General features: G+C 60.7%; 10 protein-coding genes. 1 reads left to right on the forward strand and 9 read right to left on the reverse strand.

What is annotated here, in order from left to right; genetic code table 11:
- Positions 1–2: 2 nt before the first annotated feature.
- Positions 3–1109, forward strand: coding sequence for a dual-specificity RNA methyltransferase RlmN (gene rlmN / locus HH308_RS00900; protein ID WP_170192272.1), 1107 nt, complete (start codon positions 3–5; stop codon positions 1107–1109).
- Between the two features lie 1189 nt (positions 1110–2298).
- Here the strand turns inward: rlmN and HH308_RS00905 are convergent.
- From HH308_RS00905 to HH308_RS00940, 9 genes are read right to left on the reverse strand one after another with little or no spacing between them, the layout of a single operon-like run.
- A complete protein-coding gene (locus tag HH308_RS00905) occupies positions 2299–3486 on the reverse strand; it encodes an McrC family protein (protein ID WP_170192273.1) in 1188 nt (395 codons plus the stop codon).
- Entirely contained in the window at positions 3464–5701 is a 2238-nt protein-coding gene (locus HH308_RS30345) for an McrB family protein (RefSeq protein WP_312870245.1), read from the reverse strand. The genes HH308_RS00905 and HH308_RS30345 overlap by 23 nt, the downstream gene beginning before the upstream one ends.
- Before the next feature lie 36 nt (positions 5702–5737).
- Complete coding sequence (gene darG, locus HH308_RS00915) at positions 5738–6790, reverse strand: type II toxin-antitoxin system antitoxin DNA ADP-ribosyl glycohydrolase DarG (RefSeq protein ID WP_170192559.1); 1053 nt, start codon at positions 6788–6790, stop codon at positions 5738–5740.
- 18 nt (positions 6791–6808) lie between these two features.
- Positions 6809–7450, reverse strand: a complete 642-nt coding sequence (gene darT, locus HH308_RS00920; protein WP_312870290.1) for a type II toxin-antitoxin system toxin DNA ADP-ribosyl transferase DarT — start codon at positions 7448–7450, stop codon at positions 6809–6811.
- A 2-nt stretch (positions 7451–7452) separates the two neighbouring features.
- Positions 7453–8241, reverse strand: coding sequence for a hypothetical protein (locus tag HH308_RS00925; protein WP_170192275.1), 789 nt, complete (start codon positions 8239–8241; stop codon positions 7453–7455).
- Positions 8238–8984 (reverse strand): hypothetical protein, encoded by a 747-nt coding sequence (locus HH308_RS29655; protein WP_246284048.1) that lies wholly within the window; start codon positions 8982–8984, stop codon positions 8238–8240. Before HH308_RS29655 ends, HH308_RS00925 begins: the two co-directional genes overlap by 4 nt.
- Positions 8981–12163 carry an Eco57I restriction-modification methylase domain-containing protein gene (locus tag HH308_RS00930; protein WP_246284049.1) on the reverse strand — a complete coding sequence of 1061 codons (3183 nt, stop codon included), beginning with the start codon at positions 12161–12163 and terminating at the stop codon, positions 8981–8983. The genes HH308_RS29655 and HH308_RS00930 overlap by 4 nt, the downstream gene beginning before the upstream one ends.
- On the reverse strand, positions 12160–14979 hold the full coding sequence (locus HH308_RS00935) for a DUF8741 domain-containing protein (RefSeq protein WP_170192276.1): 2820 nt from the start codon (positions 14977–14979) through the stop codon (positions 12160–12162). The genes HH308_RS00930 and HH308_RS00935 overlap by 4 nt, the downstream gene beginning before the upstream one ends.
- 3 nt (positions 14980–14982) lie before the next feature.
- The gene (locus tag HH308_RS00940; protein WP_170192277.1) at positions 14983–20115 is read right to left on the reverse strand and encodes a DEAD/DEAH box helicase family protein; all 5133 of its coding nucleotides are present in this window, start codon (positions 20113–20115) and stop codon (positions 14983–14985) included.
- Positions 20116–20452: the final 337 nt, after the last annotated feature.

A 20452-nucleotide genomic window follows, 5' to 3' on the forward strand; every position in this document is an offset into this window, starting at 1 on the left:
TCATGACCTCGTTGCCCCTGGTTTTCGACGCGCCCAAACGCGGTAAGCCGCCGACGCATTTCGCCGACCTCTCCGCCGAGGAACGGGTGGCCGCGGTGACGAAGCTCGGGCTGCCCAAATTCCGGGCGAATCAATTGGCCAAGCAGTACTTCGGGCGGCTCAACGCCGACGTCGACGAGATGACCGACGTGCCCGCGGCGTTGCGTGCCGACGTCGGCGAGCAGTTGTTCCCGACCCTGATGACACCGGTCCGGCAAGTCTTCACCGATGACCACACGACGCGAAAGACGTTGTGGCGCTTGCATGATGGCACGTTGCTGGAGAGCGTGCTGATGCGCTACACGGACCGCAACACGCTGTGCATCTCGAGCCAGGCGGGGTGCGGTATGGCGTGCCCATTCTGTGCGACGGGGCAGGGCGGGCTAGATCGGAACCTGTCGACCGCAGAGATCGTCGACCAGGTGCGTTCAGCCGCGCGGTCACTGCGCGACGGCGACTTCGGCGAGCCGGGGCGACTGTCGAATGTCGTGTTCATGGGCATGGGGGAGCCGCTGGCCAACTACAAACGCGTCGTCGACGCCGTACGAAAGATCACCGCGCCCGCCCCCGACGGGCTGGGAATCTCGGCACGGTCGGTGACGGTGTCGACGGTCGGGCTGGCGCCGTCGATCCGGCGACTCGCCGACGAGGGACTGTCGGTGACGCTCGCGGTCTCGCTGCACACGCCCGACGACGAACTGCGCGACACACTCGTGCCGGTCAACAACCGTTGGTCGGTGAAGGAAGTGCTCGACGCCGCGCGCTACTACGCCGACACCACCGGCCGGCGCGTGTCGATCGAGTACGCCCTGATCCGCGACGTCAACGACCAGCCGTGGCGCGCGGACCTGCTCGGTAAGAAGCTGCACAAGGCGCTCGGTTCGCTGGTCCACGTGAACTTGATTCCCCTGAATCCGACGCCGGGATCAGAATGGGACGCAAGTCCCAAACCGGTCGAGAAAGAGTTCGTGCGCCGCGTCCGCGAGCAGGGCGTGTCGTGCACGGTGCGCGACACCCGCGGTCAGGAGATCGCGGCGGCCTGCGGGCAGTTGGCGGCCGAAGAGGTGTAGGCGGCTGCGGCCGTCGGTGGGGCCGCGAAGCTCGAAGCCTTGATTCGCTGGCCGGGCCCGTCGGTCGATTCGCGTCAGGGGGCCTTGACATACTTCGGATATGTCCTCGAGTGAACGTGGCGCTCACCATTACGTTCGGCGTGCATGCACGCGGTGCGGCGCTCGGCCAAGCTTTAATCGTGTGGGCAAGCCTGGCCTTTGCGAGGTTTGCATTGACGCTGCCTACCGTGCATTGGGGGTAGAACCGGTAGGGCCACATGTCTCTGCGCAAGCGCCGCGCATCTTCCGATGTCAAGTTTGCGGACGTGTAGATGCCGCGAGTCTTACCGCGCTTCGAAACAAGCGGCCACCCCTCTGCTTAGGGTGCTCGGTGAGAGAGATTGCGGAGAGGGACATTTCACAAACGATCTCGGTGACAGAGGCGGCGGGATATATTATCTCGGGAACGTGGGTGGTCTATGGCCAGAATGGCAAGGAGGTCAGTCAGTCTGATCTCGCGGCGCAGATGAGCGCGTTCTGGGAACTCGTGGTTGCAACCTGTAGGAAGTGTGGAGCGGACACTGAAATCAGCGCGGTCTTTTGTCTGGCCTCGGCAGACTCAACGCGCGAGATACCTTGTATGAACTGCATGGCGGGAAATGAGGGCTTGGTCGAAAGGCAGGATCTCAGTTTCGCAGCCCATGGTCTGGAAAGGTTGCACGACGGTTACGCGAAGATGACTGACCTCGTCACCGCGAAGTGCTTAGCGTGTGGGTCCCTCCGGAAGATTTCTGAGTCTGCACTGCTATCTGGTGCGACACCATGTCTCTCTTGTGACTCGGGTATAGATCCCAATGTTCCGCATTTCGTATACATCGTTTGGTTCCCTCGACTCAAGGTTCGAAAGGTGGGTATTACAAACTGGGAATCGCACAGTGATCGCATTGCACAACACCTAAACCGCGGCGGATTTCTTGAGGATCTCGTTTTGGTGCCGAATCGAGATGCTGCGACGTTGCTCGAATCCTGGGTTCTGGAAAGCGTGGTGAAGGGACATCGCAAGGCGAGTAGTCCGTTGGATTTTCCACAAGGTGGGTGGACGGAGACCTGGGTCGATAGTGCTCCGATCTTCGACCTGTCGCTGGCGTGCCGCGATGTGCGAAACTCAAGAGCCGGCATCGATGGTTGGCCGATGTCCCGTACCTCGGGGTTAGGGAAGTAGGTGCTGCTTGATTCTGTCCGCTACTTTGTCGACTTCCCCAAGCAACTCCTCCGGCGGTAATGCAAGGTCCATGGCGTGACAGTGGATTGCGATTCTGGATCTGCGTACAGAGTGAGCAATAGCCGTCTCGTTCCCCTTGGCATACACCAAATGTCCGTCTTGTAGTCCGAGCGTCGTGCAGTACGCAAGCATCTGATAAAGATCGGCATCGGGAAACCCTTCGGGACGCTCTGCCTTGTATTTTGCGTCGATGACGGCGGCTGGTCGTCGGTCATGCCCTAACCATAGGAGGTCAGGTTTCATCACCACATGATCCGCTTCGTCGAGGAAGATACGGTGCTGTGTGACGGCTTTGCCTCCGAGCTCAGTCAGCACCTCGCCGAGTGCCGCACAGATGAAGTCTTCGAAGACCCGCCACATGTCGAACATGAATCCAGTGACGGTCAGATCCCCAATGCGCTGCTCGAAAGACTGTGCGGATAGCACGATCTGGGCCAGTCGCAGGGCATCGTGATAGCGCGCGTTCAGGCGAGTCGGCTGCCACCGGGGAGGTGGCAGGCCTCGCGTAGGCGGTGAGACTTCGCTCATAGCAATGTGCAGCCGTTGGAGTCGGCGACGTGCTCCCACAGAGATTCCGCGCACTCTGAGCATTCGCAAGGTTGCGGCCAAGAGCAGTCGATTCTCGACGATGTCTACCGTGAAGTCGTCGTACTCCACAGACAGCGGAAGTGGTAGACCGTATCGGCGAGTCATCTGCTCGCCCGCGAGGATTCGCCCGCGGAGCACGGGCAGTGTGTCGGTCGTCGTGCGGTAACCCTGCAACAGTCCCTGAGCGGTGGCCAGTGTCGCCAACCTCGAAAACGCTTCAGCGAGGGCCGGAAGCAACTCGTCGTCGGCAATTAGATCGACTGCGTCGTCGCGCCAGAGGCTCCGATGCCCGCTATAGCCGAGTAGGAAGATCAGTCGATTCAAGTCGGCGATCTTGGGACGGACGACGACCTGCTGGGCTCCGACCGCAACTGCACCGATCTTGCGGCCCGGCGCGATCTCATACCAGCCGGCATCGAGGGTTGGCGTGACGACCACGATTGCCAGTGATCGCAACGCCTCGAACTCGTGGGCGGAAAGGCGAGCGAACTGCGAATCTCCGCCCTCAGTCAGGCAGATAGGTGTCATCGTCGTTACCTGCGGAGGATGCGGCGAATTTCTTCTCGATGGCTGCGAGCCCGTAGTCCGCGCGCACGTCGACGCCAGGGTCGCCGTAGTGAAACTCCTCAAGGAGTGGAAGGATCGAGGTCCGCCAGGCTCTGTCGAGGCCGCCTGGTGCGAAGACGGACTCGCGCATGAAGTACGACGGACCAATTTTGAAGTCGTCGTCGGGGATACGTTTGTTGAGTTCGTCCAACAGATCTGCGACGTGCGGAGAATGCCCCTTCTCGTGCAACCATCGCCGCAGAACCTTATTCGTGGGTTCCTCGGACGGATGAAGCGGAAGGAAGGCGAAGCGTCGCCGCATCGCGGCGTCGACGAGTGCGATGGAGCGGTCAGCCGTGTTCATCGTGCCGAGCAGAATCACGTTGCGTGGCAATACAAACGGCTTGCCATCATCGGATCCGTACAGCAGGTCGATGCCTTCGCTGCGATACTCCAGCAGGAAATAGAGTTCACCGAAGATCTTGGCTAGGTTGCCCCGGTTGATTTCATCGATGATGAGAACATAAGCGGCGGAGGGATTTTCGTTGGCTTTGTCGACGATGCGGCGTAGTGGGCCGGGCCGTAGTTCGAATCCGACTTGACCACCGGACCCTTGCGCGGGCCGGTACCCCTCGAAGAAGTCTTCATACGAGTAGGCGGGGTGGAACTGGACTAATTTGACGTTCTCTCCGGCTAGGTAGTGGGCGAGCGCCTTAGCGAGGTAAGTCTTTCCGGTCCCGGGTGGTCCGTAGAAGATCAGCTGCGGGCGGTCGCGGAGGAGTTCGACGCATTCTTGCAGCCACGCTTGTGGGACATTGAGTTGCTCGGCGAGTTCGGCATCGGCGTCACGAAGGTTGAGTTTGGTCGCTGGTGGGGAATCCTCGCGCTGGCCCATGAGTTCGCGGATGGTGTCAATCTGCTCGGTGATGTCTACCACGTCGCCGCCGGTTGTCAGCACCGCTGAGATCTCCATCGGGAGGTTGACCGACGGCACGTTGTGAGTCTCCCAGGTTACTGAGCGGCGCAGGTTGGAGCGGCCGTCGCTGCTCGCGATTTGCTCGGCCTCGCCGGTCACCGTCCCAAAGTACGCTCGCCCCTGGCTGACGGTGACAACGAGATCACCGGGGTGAATCCTAGAAAGGAAGGTGTAGAGTTCGTGGGTCTTTTCTTGCCGGATCGTGTACGGAGAGGAACGATAATCTTCAGCAACTATCGCTCTGAGTTCATCCTGGGTGAGTTCGGAATCGAGTTGACGAAGGAACTTCGCGGCCAGCGAGACCGATCCCTTTCGCCGCCAGATCGGCACCATGTCGATGCCGGCCACGTTTGAGCCGTAGACCTTCCACGCATGGGTGACGTCGTCGGTCGGTTCGGCGGTGGGAGCTGGATCCTTCCACTTCTCAACCCAGGGTGAGACATAAAAGTCAACCGGACCGCCGTGGGCCTCAACGAGGTTGTCATAGATGGTGTGAAGATCGACGTCGACATCGTCGGTGGTCGAGTGGCTGAGGTAGTCGGTCGCGAAGGCATCGCGGATCTGACGTCGCTGGTTGATGCTGACGATTGGGAGAAAGAAATCAGGGAATGCGAGGTAAAGCAGCGACTGCCGCTGCGCAATTTGGCCAGTCTCGACCGACTGTGCGAGTGCGCGGAACTCCAATGGATCGTCGAGGAGTCCCATGCGGCGCTCGCTGGGGAGCGCACGGAACACCTGAGCGAATTCGATCAGGTAGTTGATTTGCTTCCACCGGTAGTTGTTAAAGGCTTGACCGCCATGGTAAACACCTCCGGAGGAGAGGGCATGCTCGACGTCGGCGGGGAGGTGTACCGGTCGCTCGCTTAGCGCCAGAATTGTGTTCGCTTGCTCTATTTTCAATGGCCCACTGAGATTAACGATCGGTAGGACATTCATCGTGTAGAGCTCGGCGAAGAGCTGAATTGCGTCCGGCGAAGAATCGGCAAGCTGTCCGGCAAGTTTGTCGAAAAAGGTTCCGCCCCCGATGTCGGGGCGTTGAACGAAATCACGATTCAACTCCGCGAGGTTATCCTCGGTCCAAATCATTCGCCCCGGAGTAATTAATGATCCCCCCTTGCCGAGTCCGTCGACGATGAGGCGACGGCCGATGGCTTCTACGGTCGGCGCAGTCTTTCGGTTGAGAGATGGTGCCTGTGTGTTGTCAAGTCCGTTGTCGGGCACGGTGATTCGCTTGTCCTTCGTTTCGGCGTGGATGAGCTACCTCTGTGCTGCGATGAGCCCACGCTCAGTCAGCGCGCACCAGGCCGTCTCGACATGCTGTTCAGTGAACAAGCTTCTCTTACGCTGGTTCCATTCACGGACGATCTTCGCGGCCATCGTGGGGTCGGTCGCCGACGGCTCCTCGTGAGCCACCCAGTGGACAGTCGCGAGAAGCTCCATGCCGTACATCGACTCGAACCCCTCGATGGCCTGGAACACTTGGTCGATTCGTTCTGATGTCCGCGGGTGGGCCCGTACCACCCCACGTGCTTCGTCCACGGCGTCGGGTAGGACCCGGATCGGGTCAGCCGCCAGTACCTTCGCGGAGCCGTCACCGTAGCCAACAAGGAAGTGTCCTTCGACATGGTCAAGGACATGGCGCAAGTTGTCGGCGTAGGGCCCGTACAAGTTGCGTGCGTACTGCAGATTCAATGGTTCGCCGAGGACCTGCATGAAGTACATCAGCTTTTGAACCTCGATGGGGCTCGCATCGAGGGCAACCGCGCTGTATCGGTCGATCAACGTGACCAGCGCTGCGCGGCCAACGGTCATTCTCGGTCGAGGTGTGGCATTTCGCATTGCGGAGGCGTGGGGTGCGGGTGCGGGCGGATACAGCCGGACATCAAGCTCGGGGAGCGCCGCAAATGCAGTCACGATTCGCGGTTCGACGTCAGCCCAGTCGAGTCCTCCATTGCCGCAGCCTAGAGGTGGAATTGCAATCGAAGTGATCTCGCGGCCGCGGACTACCTCGACTAGGTCGACCAGGCCAGCTTCGATGTCGCCGATGCGGGAGCGCGCTCGCCAGTGTCCCTTCGTCGGAAAGTTGATGATGAACCGTGGGCCGTCGAGCATCCCGGTCTCCCAGACGTGCATCCGGCCCAACTGCACCTCGCCGGTCTTGCACGCCGCTGCGTAGGCCTTGAACATGTCGGGGTAGGCGCGCCGAAATTGCAGGGCGATGCCCTTGCCCATCACCCCGACGGTATTGACGGTGTTGACCAGCGCGTCGACGCCGGCGTCCAGCAGGTTGCCGCTAGCGCTGGTCAGCATGGTGTCGGGCTCCATGGTTCAAAAGTAGGCCTTCGGTGTGACATGAATGGGTGGCGCGGTTACCTCCAGGTTAGCGAGGACCGATTCGACCGTATCGCGGCGGGCGTCGTCGTAGACGGCGATCCCGTCGATCGCGTCCCACGGAACCCGCTGGTGGACCAAGCATTCAGCCATCCGGCGTTCCTTACGATCTGGGTCCTCCTCGGTGTTCCTCCAGTAGTCGAGATACATGACTGCCCAGTCGACGAGATCGTCCAGATCGTCGATGGCGGTGGAGTGCTTGCTGTGAGCGAGCGCGGCGTTCCGATCGGTGAACACCATCGGCAGGCCGTGCTGGTGAAGGATCTCGATTGTCGTAATCAGGTAGATCAGGTCGTGGCAGTCGCCAGTGAACGTCGGCACATTGCCGTGGCGGATTGCATACATCATCGGGCTACGCGACCGGAAGTAGAACGGCGCGTAGTCGGCGACGATGCCGTACGGTTCGACGACAACCGGTCTACGGCGGCGTTGCTCCTTGATGCTTGGGTTGCCGGCCTCGACGGTGAGGTGCCCGCCGCCCTGCGCGTCAGTGTCCGAGAGCAGTCCATGTTCGACGATGGTCGCCAGGTGATCGATGTGAGTGAAGTGGCAAACAGTTGTCGGGACCGGACGCGGCACGGTCAAGCAGCCATCTCGTCGTAGGCCTCCAAGATGAGGCGCTTTGTGCGGTACTCACCGAACTCAGCGATGTCTTTGCGTTTGACGATAGGGAACGTTTCCATTATGTAGTCGACGTCGTCGCGTTCGATGCCATACAGATGGAAGAAGGCGGCGTCAAGTTCGGCGCGGAGGTGGGCGCGTTGGGTGGGGTTCCAAGGGGTAGATGACGGGGTGCCCCGCAGATCCTCGGCGATAGGCCTCATCTCCAGGTTGTCCGCGATGAGGGCGGTTACGCGATCAAAGATCCATTCCTTCAAAGGCTTTTGCGACCAGGCAGTGATTGAGTCCGCAACTGATGGGCTGATCATTGGCAGTTGGCGCATGGTGAAGTACTTTAGGTGGGTTCCACCGACCTTCTGTCGCGCGACAAAATCAAAAGCGAAACTGTTCCAGTTCGCAAGAATGACTGCGGCAGCCTCCGGGGGATCGCAGAAGGTTAGCAGAGTTCCACCCTCGGGCGACGCGTGTTCTCCGCTGATGGTTGCGATGCAGGTGCGCTCGTCGGTGCTACGGCAAATATCGCGCCAGCCGAGCAGCCAGTCGCGGTTCCAGCGCCCTTCGAGCTTGTCTGCGACCTCACCTTCCGCTACCCAATAGCGGGGAATTGCAACGAAATTCGAGTCTTCCTTCTCTTTGAGGGTTACGTCGCGTACTCGTCCGTCACGTTCATATGTAGCCCATCGGTGGTCGTACTGATGGATCATCTTCGCTTCGTAGAGTGGAAGCATTGCCTTGACATCGGTAGTCATTTGGGAGTCTCCAGTGGGCTATCATCGATTCCAGCAGGGGAGTTGGAAGGTGCTCCGTTTCGTCTTCCGAGCACTATAGCGTCATATGCTTCAAGAACTAGTCGTTTGGTACGATACTCGCCAAGCTTGCTGAATTCCTTTCGTTTGACAATAGGAAAGGCGTCCATGATGTAGTCGACATCATCGCGATCGATCCCGTAGAGATGAAAGAAGATTGCGTCTAGCTGGGCCTTTAGTTGCGCGCAATCTGCTGAATAGTCGAAGGTAATCAGATGGTGAAGGTGCTCGACTATCTGCCCCTGGAAGCCAGGAGACCGGAACTGCGCGGGGAATGGCACGGGGATCTGCTTGAGGTAGAAATAGGTCATTGACGTTCCGCCGACCTTCTGTCTTGCAACATAGTCGAAGGCAAATGAACTCCACGCAGCGCAGAGTAGCCTAATGTGAGGTGTAAAAGCGAGGGGTAGTTTGTGATTGACTGCCGCTACAGGAAGCATAGCGGCGATCATTGTTCGCTCATCCGTACTTCGGCAGATGTCGCGCCATCCGAGGAGCCAATCGCCTGGATGTCCACTGAGGCGTTCGTGCACGAGGCTTTCCGCTACCCAGTAGCGAGGCAGCGCAGCGAAACTCGAATCGGCCTTCTCCTCAGTCGTCACCAGACGGGTCGACCCGTCGCGCTCGTACGTCGCCCAGCGATAATCAAAGTGATGGATCATCTTGGCCTCGTAAAGTGGCATCATTCGCTCGAGTTTCGCCCCCCCCCCCGCTCAAAGACATTGCCGTTCAGCACCCAACCGTCAGCTTCCAGTTCGTTGCGGGTGTGGAACAGACCCGAGTCATTGGACATGTGGAACATTGTCATGAACTTGATGCCCCAAGGATTGCCGTTCACCGGGTCATTCTCGTTGATCAACACCGGCACGCGCCGGTAGATGCCTAGGGTGATCTCGGCGTCGCGGCGCGATCGGAACACAGGGCAGGTTCCCGTGTTCGGATTCAGTAACGTGATCTCTTCGGGGCTCAACGTGAACGTTGTGTCAGGGCGCAGTAAGTCGGTAGGGTCGTGGGCAAAGAATGCGAAATCGGCACGCGGCTCGCGAGTATCGCGGCCCGTCAATGTAAGTAGGCAGAACTTGAAACTTCGGTGGACTCCGTCGAACAGCGGCCGCGAGTTCTCGAAGTCATACAGGCTGGCTATCGACCCGCGTTCGACGAGATCCTTGAAGAAGTATTGCGTGGTCGCATCGGTGGCGATCCCCGTTGGCAGTATCACGCCGAGTCGGCCGTCGCCGGTAAGGAGGTTCCGGTCAGTCTCGGCGAAAACTGCGTAGGTATTGATGTCGCCGCGCCCAGTTAGAGGGTAACGACCAGAATTGCGCAGGATATGGGAAATTCCTTCCGCCCGGCGCTTCTCGGCGGCGAACGCATGATAAAGCGGTGCATTCGTAGTAGGCAACTTCGCGATCAATCGTTTTCGGGCAGCTGCGTTTGGAGCAGTCGCAATCTCAGTGTCTCGTGCAGCGAAGAACTCCTGCTCTTGAAGTTTCACACGTTCCCACGGTGGATTCCCCAGCACCACCGAGAAGCCCCCAGCCCATCCAGTCGCGTCGTTGAGAGAATCGCTGCCGACACCAGCAACATCGGTGGGAAACAGGTGCGGAAACTCCAAATGCCAGTGAAAGAATCGATACTCGGCAGTGAGTCGGGTGAGTTCGTCGCGTTGCAGGTGGTCTAAAACGTCCGTTCCCTGCGACAGCGCGGCAATCGTGCTCTGCGTGATCGGGGTGGGCGCGCCGTCGAACTTCGGCCACACGAACGCCGCGCACCAGGCGTCGGCAGCGAGGCGGTGCTGCTGGTATTCGCTCGACTGCTGGTATGAGCGGAGTCGCTGCTGTTGGACGTGAACATCGGCGAGTGACAGCGCCTGGCTCCCGATTACCTGCTCGACTTCATCACCGATGTCGGAGTTTGACCTGAGTACATCACCGATGTCGAACAAGCCGCCTTGCCTTGCACGTTCGGTCTTGTTCGCCTTGGCCAGCGCGGACGACAATGTCTTGTCGTCGCCCTCGATCGGTTTGAATGCTGAATCCGGTAACCCGTCCGCTAACAATCTGGGGGTGACGCCTACGAGCGCATTGCCGACCTTGATCTGCCCGTCGAGATAGGTGAGTGGCCGCCCTGGCTCAAGCGCCTCCATCCACAACGACACCTTGGCCAACTCGGCAGCGAGAGGGTTGACGTCGACACCGTAAATGCACGTCGACACCACCTCACGCATCGCCACGCGAATCTGTTGTGGCGCGGGCTCGGGATCGCCGGTGCGGATCGCCGCAACACGCTTGGCGATTCGGCGAGCGGCTCCGACCAGAAAGTGACCGCTGCCGCACGCGGGATCACATACTGTGACTCGGAGCAGTGCGGCGACCTGGCCGTCTGAGTTGTTAGCCGACTTAACTGCGTCGTCGAGCACGGGGTCCAGGGCGGTATCGAGCAGCGACTCGACCAACGAGGTCGGCGTGTAGTACGAACCGGTGTCCTTGCGTTGGTTGCCCGAGGCGATGTCCAGAGCGTAACGCTTGGTCGTCGGGTCCCACTGTGGCACGAACTCCAAGAGAGCCTCGTAGATGCTCCCTAGCTCCTCGGCACCCAAGTTGCGATAATCGACCACCCGCAGCACTGAGGACTTGGGTTCATGAGTCAGGGAGAGGGAACGAACAGCACTCAACAGCGCGTCATTGCTCAACCCGTGGTCGGCAAGAAAGTCGAGTTCGCCCTGGTCGAACAGGCCACCGATTCCGGGCAAACCGAGTCCCGGTAGGCCGCCCTCGTCGCCCAAACCACGCCACACAAGAGTGAGAGCGGCCCAGCGGTCACTGTACCGTCCGGCGCTGGCTCGGCGCCGGCGTGCAGTGGCTCGCAAACGGGCAGTGGAGAAGTAGTCCGAATACCGTTGACGGGCAATCGGATTGGCAGATGGATCTAGAAGGGCGCCGCGGTCTTCGGCGACGAACGTGAACAGAAGTCGATAGACCACGCGCAGGAGTGCATGGTTCACATCAACCACTGTTAGGCGACCGGATTCAAGGTCTTCGCGAAGCGATGCGTTGTCGGGGTGAGTAAGGAAACCCCGCCCCAAAGTCCGCAGCGCATCGACCACGCCGTCTCGCAGCAGGTTCAGCGCGCGCGAACCGGACTCCACTGCTTCGGTGCGCCACTGCTCCAAGCGGCAGCTGGTGGCGCCGATCTCGTCGTCGCGAACTTCCAGGCGCGATACCTGGCAGAGGGTGTAAAGCAGCAGAAAGTCGGCAAAGAGGTCACCGTCGAAGATTGCTTCAAGATCGAACTCCACATACGCCGAACCGACGAGGGAGGTCGAATCTCTCAGCAGTCGCAATACTTGCCCGTTGGACAAGATTCCCCATAGATGAGCGTCGCTACGGTTGAGCAACTCCTGCACCATCGACTGTGGGGAGGCTCCGGCGGCGCCCGCCACGCCCTTCGTTCGTGTGTCGAGAGCGGTGCGCGCACCCAACAGGTGTATCGGTATCGGCCTCCACTCGTGAGAGATCGGGAACGATTGCCCGTCGGCCGTGATTCCACCGCGTCCGGTCGTCGACACACGGCCGTAGCCCAGCTGATCGAGCAGCACTAGGAGGAAGCGCTCGCGAGTGAGAGAAGTAGTCGACGAGCCGTCGGGGATTTGAGCCAGAGCGTCACGGTAGCCTTGCCACGCGCCTCGGAGGTATGCCCAGACACGGTTCGCCGCGTCACGGACGGTCTCGCCGGTTGCGAGGTGATAATCCTTGGGGGACAAGGTGTTTCCGCTGGGGTCGCGACCAGTTGCCAGCTGTGTAGGGAGGTCGACCGGCAATAGGCCGCCCGAGATATGTAATCCCATGAACGACTCAGCTGTCATTTGGCAGACTCCCTGGCAGGTGGCACGAACACGAAGACCCCTAAGATATCTGCGCCCGGCTCAGCTGTGACCTTCAGGCCGCGCACTATTTCCGATGATGCTTGCCGAACTCGGCGATGCGCGTTGAGTAGGCCTTTGGCCAATGCCGCGCCGTGCTCGGACAGATGTGGCATCAAGGAGTCGATTCCATCGAGAGCGCGGGACATGAACTGTTGTGCCTGCGGGCCCGGAACGTTACCGCTGGGAACTGCGGAGAGCAGGGCTTGCGCGTCGTCCGGCGCGAGCCATCGAGCTTGGGTGGGTGAGCCTTCGAACGCCAGAGTTGCTACATCCTCGGCAATCAATTGGCGCGCACCGCTTCTTGACGGCAACTCCAGGTGAAATCGGTAGCGAGAAACCAGGAGTGTCGTGCGAGTGGGCACCGAATCAGTGCGAATCACTGCGCATCGACGGGCCGGGCGGTCTGCCGAGTCCATCGTCGCATCGAGCGCGGACTCGATGACGTAGCCGGCGATCGCCTCGACCGATGCATCAGTTCGGTTGAGGACCGCGTCACCGCGCCGCAGTGGTAGGTCGTATGCAAATAGCAGCGGATCGTTTCGGTCCGGAGGTAAGGCGTCACGCAGCCCGAGTGGTAGTCCCGCCAACGTCGCGCTCAATCCGTTGTCCCGCGCGACGACTGTTGACTGCAGTGCGTGCAATGAATGTTGGACGCAGGTGCGCACCTGGGCTCGGGTCCCCAGCGCTGTGCGCGCAGCGGCAACTTCGGCGGCGACGTCCTCGGGCTTGATCGCGTGCTGCGCGTACTTGGTCTGCGCACGCTTTTCGCGTTCGGCGGTCGACATCCAATCGTCGTAGAGCGCATCCCGCTTGTCTTGGACGCCGAGGTCCAGGGTGAGTTGTTCGGCGTCTACTCCGCGGAGCAGAAGGCCCTCCATCAGTGCTTCGACCACAGCACCGTTGTTGTCGGGGACGGGCACGGAAACTCCGGTCGCCTTGCGAATTTGCTCATGTTTGCGCAGCAGTACTTCAAGGACAATACCGTCGATCTGGTTGTCGCGGCCGTACAGTGTCAACGCGCGGACTTGATCGGCTCGCTGGCCGAACCGATCGACACGCCCTTCACGCTGTTCGTGGCGGGTGGGGTTCCACGCGAGGTCGTAGTGCAGTACCGCTTGAAAACTCTCTTGCAGGTTCACCCCCTCGGACAAACAGTCGGTGGCAACCAACACATGACGGCCCTCTGAGGCAGTCAGTTCATCTATGCGAGCCACTCGTTCGGCGGGTGGCAGGGCGCCGGTGACCGCCCGGACTGACACGTTGCGGCCCAGCGCCCTATCCAATTGCTCTGCCACATACTCCGCGGTATCGATGAACCGGCAGAACACAATGGGATCGCAGCCGTCGGCGAGCAATGCCTTGACTTGAGTGGTCAACGCGGCGACCTTGCGGTCGGGCTTGCCTTCGAGCTTTGCAGCCTCGGAAAGAAATCCCCGAAGCCGACGGGTTGTTGACGATGCTGAGTTGGAGTCCGGGGCGGCTCCCGGCGTGGTGTCGGCAGCTTCAATCGCTTCGTCATCGGACTGGTCCAAGACGGTCGCGCGGCCGATCGCATCGGCCTCGTCAGGCGAATCAGCGGCAGCCGAGGCGGCCCTAGTGCGCAATGTCTGCGCGGCCGCACGCGGCGACGACGCCAAGGCCCTCAGCAGCGCAAGTGCGGACCACCAATTGACTCGCTTTGCCAGATCGCCGTCGTCGGTTCGAATGGTTTCGCGCGCGTAATCGAGTACCTTCTCGAAAAGAGCCCGATACTCCGGCGACAGGGTGTACGGGACTTCCTTGGTGAGACGGTCCTTTGGAAAGGGAGTGTCTTCGTCGAGGTAGCGTCGAATGTCGCCGCGTCGGCGCTGAACGAAATGGCGGGCTAGGAGCTCGCGACCGCGACGGTCATCGAGGTTGACTGTCGCCAACGCGGGATCAAGCAGCCCCAGCAGGTTGCGGAATGCGTCGTCGTTTCCTGAATGCGGTGTGGCGCTGGCGAGGACAAGATGTCGCTGAGGATCGGCGGCAAGCGCTTGCATCAGCTCGAAGCGCTGCGTACGCCCGGATCCCGCCTGACCGGCGGCCGCCACACAGGTATGGACTTCATCGACGATGACGAGGTCGGGGCATGTGCGCAGGAATTCGTGTCGACGGCGTGCGGACTTGATGAAGTCGGTGGAGACAACTGTGATCGGGTACCGCTCGAAGATGGATTCGCTGCCGATCCGGCCGCGCTCCAGCCGCCGCACGGTCGATGGCAGTACCAACTCGGCTTCAAGGCCGAACTTGCCGCGCAACTCCGCCTGCCACTGTTCGGCCAGGGCAGGTGAACACAGAACAGACAGTCCACGCGCTTCGCCAACTGCGAGTAGCTCTGCGGCCACCAGACCCGCTTCGATGGTCTTGCCGATTCCGACGTCGTCGGCGATCAGCAAGCGCACCACATCCTGGCGCAACGCCATCATCAGCGGCACCAACTGGTAGGCCCGAGGTTCGACAGCGATCGATGCTAGACATCGGAAAGGCCCTGCCGTGGAACGGAATCCGATCCGCAAGGCGTCGGTGAGCAGCTTGGCGCTGAAATGGTCACCCAGATCGTCAGGCGACGGCGCTGGAAACGCAGCCGGGGTCACGCCTTCGCTGACAAGCACGCCAGCGACATCGTCTTCGAGACCGCCGAGGGGCCGTAGTACTAGGAAGTCGTCGGTGCTGTCGGGGAGCACCACCCATTCACGACCGCGTGCGGTAACAAGATTTCCGGGGGCAAAGCCCATCCCTCAGTTCCTTCCCGAGCCGAATACATAGCTGTGGCGATGTAGCTGTGGCAACCAATCGGAATCGGCACGTAGCCGCACCACCGACCAACCACGGTCTAACAGATCATCCTCGGCGCTCGCGTCGCGACCCACACTGGGAGGTGCGTCGCCGTCGACGAATACTGCAGTTGCCCCGTCGCCGGACCGATAGACGAAGTCGGCTGTGGCTGCGCCAACCGATTCGTGAACGGCGTCGGGAAGCACGAACTCGTGAGACACAAGTACATCAAGTAAATTGCGCTCGAGGTCGGAGCTGCATTTTGCCCGCAATGCGTCGATGTCGCTGGGGGAACTTCCTTCAGCTTTGATCGGCGAGGTAGTCGCTGAGGTGAGCGTGATCAACAGGTCCCGGATGGCGTGCCGGTCGATATGTTCGTGGTCGGACTGGTTGCCGTACGCGAGGAGACAGTCATAGCAAGCCTTCTCGCAGCGTGCCCCCGACAACGAGAAGCGGTTATCGGATCCATCAGGCGCGAAGTGCATGATATCGAGTGCTCGGCGTGCGACCCGAGCGAGAGCGTCGGCTTCGGCGATCAGGCGACGTAACACGCCTGCGCCACCTTCGGCGGATTCGGTGAACAGCATCCGTCCCCGCTCGACGAGGTCAGGAAGAACTTCACTCGACAGTTCCGAATCCTCCAGCTGGAACTCGGCCTCGATCCCGCGTTCCAAAGCATAGCGAAGGGTTGTGGTGACCACATCGTTGGCAGGTACCACGAGTCGAAAAACCGCAATGTTGCGCGTGTCCTCGACAAACGGAATCACCTTTTGCGGAATTGCGGCCTTCTCCACATCGGGCAAATCGTCATCATCAGGAGTCGCATCAGGTGCGTCCTTTTCGCTGAGCCAGTTACCCTTCACCGTATCGAGCCAATATCCGAGCTCATGCGGATTCTTGCGTCGTCGCCGACCGAGATTGGTGACCCGGATAGTCGCAGTATCGCCATAGATGAGTTCGGCGACAGGCCCACCGGAACCGTCGACCACGGCGTACAGTCGACCAGAGTGAGGCCCCCGTTGACTGAATCGGTACGAAGTTTCTAGCTCGAAGCCAGCGCGCCGACGTTCCTCCTCGTCTGAAGAGATCCGTTCGCGACGCCGCGTGAACACTGTTTGCATCCGCATCAAATTCTGGCGGGGAGCAGGAAGCGTGACGCCGCAGTTCTCGCAGACATCGAGGCCGGCTTGACGGACATGGTGATAACCGCAATCTTCGCATCGTCGCGCATCCTGAAGGTCAACCGTCCCGATGCCGCCCGCAGACATCGGGACCTGAATGCGGCGGACCTCGTAGCGCGCTCCCTCGTGGTAGATCAGAGCACCGGGGCCGAACTCGCTGATTGCGAGGAACCGCGGTCGTTGGAGGTAGTCACCTCCTTCTGCGCCGGCGGTGCCCTTACGTCCAGGGATATATGCGGCAAGTGGAAGTCGGGGGAAGCTGTAGCCGGGAAGAAACCCTTCCGAAGCGAAGTAGCGATAAGTGTAGAAGTCTGAGTGCCCCGTATCGGAGTCTTCATTTCGTAGGATTCTCAGCTGACTTTCCGCGTCTCGGCGGCGGGACTCGGCCGCGCGACGGGCTCCGGTCGTCGCAGAGGTGTCGAGAACGATGCGATTCTGCTCGTCTTGGTCGGCCAGCGCCGCCTGATAAAGCTCTCGCCATCTATCGCACGCTCGATTGAAGGACGCTGCGGCCGATGTAATTACATCGGCCGCCCAGCCGTCGTGCCACCACGCCGTTTCACCGAGTTCGATGCGCAGTGGCTCGGTGATCGTAGCCGCACGTTGGGTGGCGCGAATTGCAGCATCTTTCTGTGACAACGCATTCCGAAGGCCGTCGATGAGCGGCATTCCGGTTGTGTCGACCTCCAAGAGCTGAGGCATACGCGAATGAAGATTCGCGCCGGTCTCCGCCAACCAGATTGCATGTAGGTGGGAGGCCAGCAATGACTCGTTTGTGAGATCCAACCTCGGGGCGGCGACGACGCCGGCGACCATGTCCTGTGATCTCCGGAAGTAGTACTGATCATGCGAGTTTCCGGTGGCGCAATAGGTGACAACAAGTGCGGGCTGTCCCGACCGCCCAGCGCGACCCGATCGTTGGGCGTAGTTCGCGGGAGTCGGCGGCACATTCCGTAGGCCAACCGCATTGAGGCTCGAAATATCGACGCCCAATTCCATTGTTGGCGAACAATACATCAGCGGGAGTGTGCCGGAACGAAAGTCGCTTTCTCGTTCGCTCCTGATCCGGGCTGGAACCTGGGCCGTATGCTCGCGGGCGAAAAGCCCTGCTAGGGTGGTTGCAGTCTGTCGATAGAGGTCACGAAAGAACGGGTTAATGCGAAGCCCCTGGTCAGCGCTAGCGGTACGACGCAGAAGGTCTGCAGCGCCGGTGATTCCGGTTCCCGCGATCCAGATGATCGACGATGCTTTGAGTCGATAGTTGGGGCCAGAATCATGGGGGAGCGAAACCTTCGTCAGGAGCCCGACACGTGTCAGGACGTCGAGCGCGTTCTCAATCACCTCTTGTGCATCGACGGTTGTCAGGCGGTTGCCGTCTAGATCGCATAGGCCACTTCGATCCTTGATGTAGCGTCCGAGCGCGGACAGTCCAGTCATTCGAACTTCAGCTCGGGGCTGACCGGGCGAACCCCGCCGGGTCGACACCGTAGCTACTCGAGGCGGTTCGGATCCGGTTACGGACCAGGGGCCAGCCAGATGCTGGTCGGACTGCCTGCGGAGCCGATCGAATCCGTCTTCGGAAAGGCACTCGACGTCAATGGCGAGTGCGCGCCGAAACTCGTCAAGCACGATGCCGCACAGTTCCTCGCGCTGCCCCGCGTCGGCGTAGCGCAGTGCAACCGGCGAGGACGCCCAGAGGTCCTGGTCAGCGGCGATCTCGGGCAATGACTCATAGCTAACGTGGAGCAGGCCGGTCTGTTCCAAGTTCGGCATTGTGACTCGCCAACCGCGTTCGAGATCTGCATACAGTCGGTACTCGACGAACCCGCTGAACGCGCGTTCTGCCGCGGTGCGTGCGCCATACTGCGCGTCGGGATTGCCGGCGTAGTCGGCAAACGGCAGCCCGAGGGCGACCACGACGCGTTGGGCAACGTCATCGTGGCGTGCTGGACCGTCGGCCAACGCGCGCCAAAGTGCGCCCCGAAGCTGTGTCACTTGGACGAAGTCGTTGAAGTGGCCCGCTTGCAAACTGGCGTCCTGCCGGTTGTCGACGAAGGTCAAGAGTTTGCGTGCGTGTTCGTCAAGCTCCGTGGGCGGAAGCTGTTTGAGCGAGCGGACGATCGACGCGCTGACAACCGAGACTGCCGAGCTGCGACCTTCGGCGTCGAGACTGGCCAATTTCGCGAAGTCGTTTCCGCGGGTCTGTTCGTAAGAGATCTTGCATCGAAGGCAGAACCGGAAGGGAGCAGGAATGTACGCTGCCGGGATCCCATCGTGGGCCTCATGGCCGTCGACGCCGACGCGGACGGTACGCGGCATGTGTTTGCGAAGGCGATCCATAACCACGCCGTCAATCAGCCACGAATCGGGAAAACGCCCTTCAGTTTCGGGGTCACCTGGCCAGGGCTGATCGCGCGAGATGTACAGGTAGCCGTTCGCGCGATCACCGCCGCTGGCGTCCCGGTCACGGCGCGGCCGGTACCGGGTGGTACCTCGATCTTCGGAGCGGGCCACTACGAGGTACTCCTGACCGCATTCTCGGCAGAATGACAGCGGGATAAGCGACTTGTGCGGTTCGCCGGGGACCGACACCTGATATGTCTCGGTGATGTGACGGGTGTCCTCCGGCTCGATTGACACGTAGAGCGTGTCGCCCTTGGACAGGAACTGATGGAGTCGAAATGCGAAGAGTGGACGACCCGTCTCCGGGTGGACCGCATTGGATCCGGCAAGTAGCGTGCTCTGCACGGCAGCTGTGCACTGATCTGGAGAACACCCGCTGAGTTCGGCGAGGTGTGCGGCCGCTTCGCGCACTGTCTTCGGCTTTGAGCGGACAATTCTGCTGGTTTCCGGCTCGCTGTCGAGGCCGAACGTCGACTCGATCCACGCGGCGAGAGGTGATGCGGCAAGGTCTTGATAGTTGCCCGCGGCTCCACCAGCCCTGATTTCCTGAGCGAGCACACCGAGATTCGCGGTGCCCTCTGTCGCGTGAGTGAGGTGTTCGCCAATCACACGGTTCGGGGTAACGGTTGTACCGAATATTTGGCCGGTGACAGTTGCGACGACTGTGCGTTGGTCCTCAGCGGTGCCAGAGCTAGCCATCGTCGCTGAGGTTCCCACGCATTGCAGGTTGGGTGACTCGCAGGCGTCGCGAACGCGTCGCACCAGCATGGCAACGTCGGCGCCTTGGCGGCCCCGGTAAGTGTGCAATTCGTCGAGGACGAGGAACTGCAGCCCTTGTGCCGCTTTCACGAGCTTCTTGCGTTCCTCCGGGCGCGTGAGAACCAACTCGAGCATGACGTAGTTGGTCAGCAGGATGTCGGGTGGGTTGCGCAGGATTTCGTCACGGTCCTCGCCTTGCTCCTGGCCGGTATAGCGGGCGAAGGTGACTGGCTCGTTGCCCTCGCCATAGCCGAACCGCAAGAACTTCTCCAGCTCGCCGACCTGTGAATTGGCGAGGGCGTTCATCGGGTAGACGATGATCGCCTTCACGCCCCGCTTGCGGGAAGGCATGCGAAGCACCCAATTGACGATCGGGATGATGTACGCCAGTGATTTGCCTGACCCGGTCCCAGTTGTGAGCACGTACGAATCGCCGCTTCGTGCGGCTTCGACGGCGTCACGCTGATGCCGGTGTAACGTGATGGAGCGGACTCCGACGTCTGTGATCGACTCCTTGGGGCGGAAGATTCGCTCGCACTCTTCGTGCAGCAGTCCGTCGGCGACGAGCTCGGTAATCGAACCGCCGCTGGAGAACAGCGGATTGAGTGATAGCCACGGTTGAGGCCACTGTCCCCCCCGTGCGGCCAGTTCAACGACGTGCTGCTTCAATCGCGGTTCCCGTACGTCGACCGCAGATGTAGTGAATGACCGGTAGTCATCGATCAGCCGCTGGTGCACATTGAAGACGTCCATCGGATCCTTCGGTCGGCGCGAGCAGGGCCCGGTTAATGCCCCCGCGATGGTCTAAGATCTCTGAGACTACTGTGTGCCGCAACGGAATCTGGGCAGACCGGGGGAACCTCGTAGACGTTCATCCTCCTGGCGCACAGCGGGCGTTAGCGACGCAGTCTCAATTGACCTAATGTCGTGATAAGTCCTTCCGACGTAGCTTCACTCGATACCACTCGAATCGAGAGGAAGCCCTGGGTCTATAACCCTTGCGCTGGCCGATGCTCGATGTCGGCTCCTACCCGATGGCCTTCGCCCCTGGGCGCACTGCTCGGCGACAGCGACGTCGCCAGCCCGCGAA

Source organism: Gordonia asplenii (genome assembly GCF_012933505.1).
GTDB lineage: Bacteria > Actinomycetota > Actinomycetes > Mycobacteriales > Mycobacteriaceae > Gordonia > Gordonia asplenii.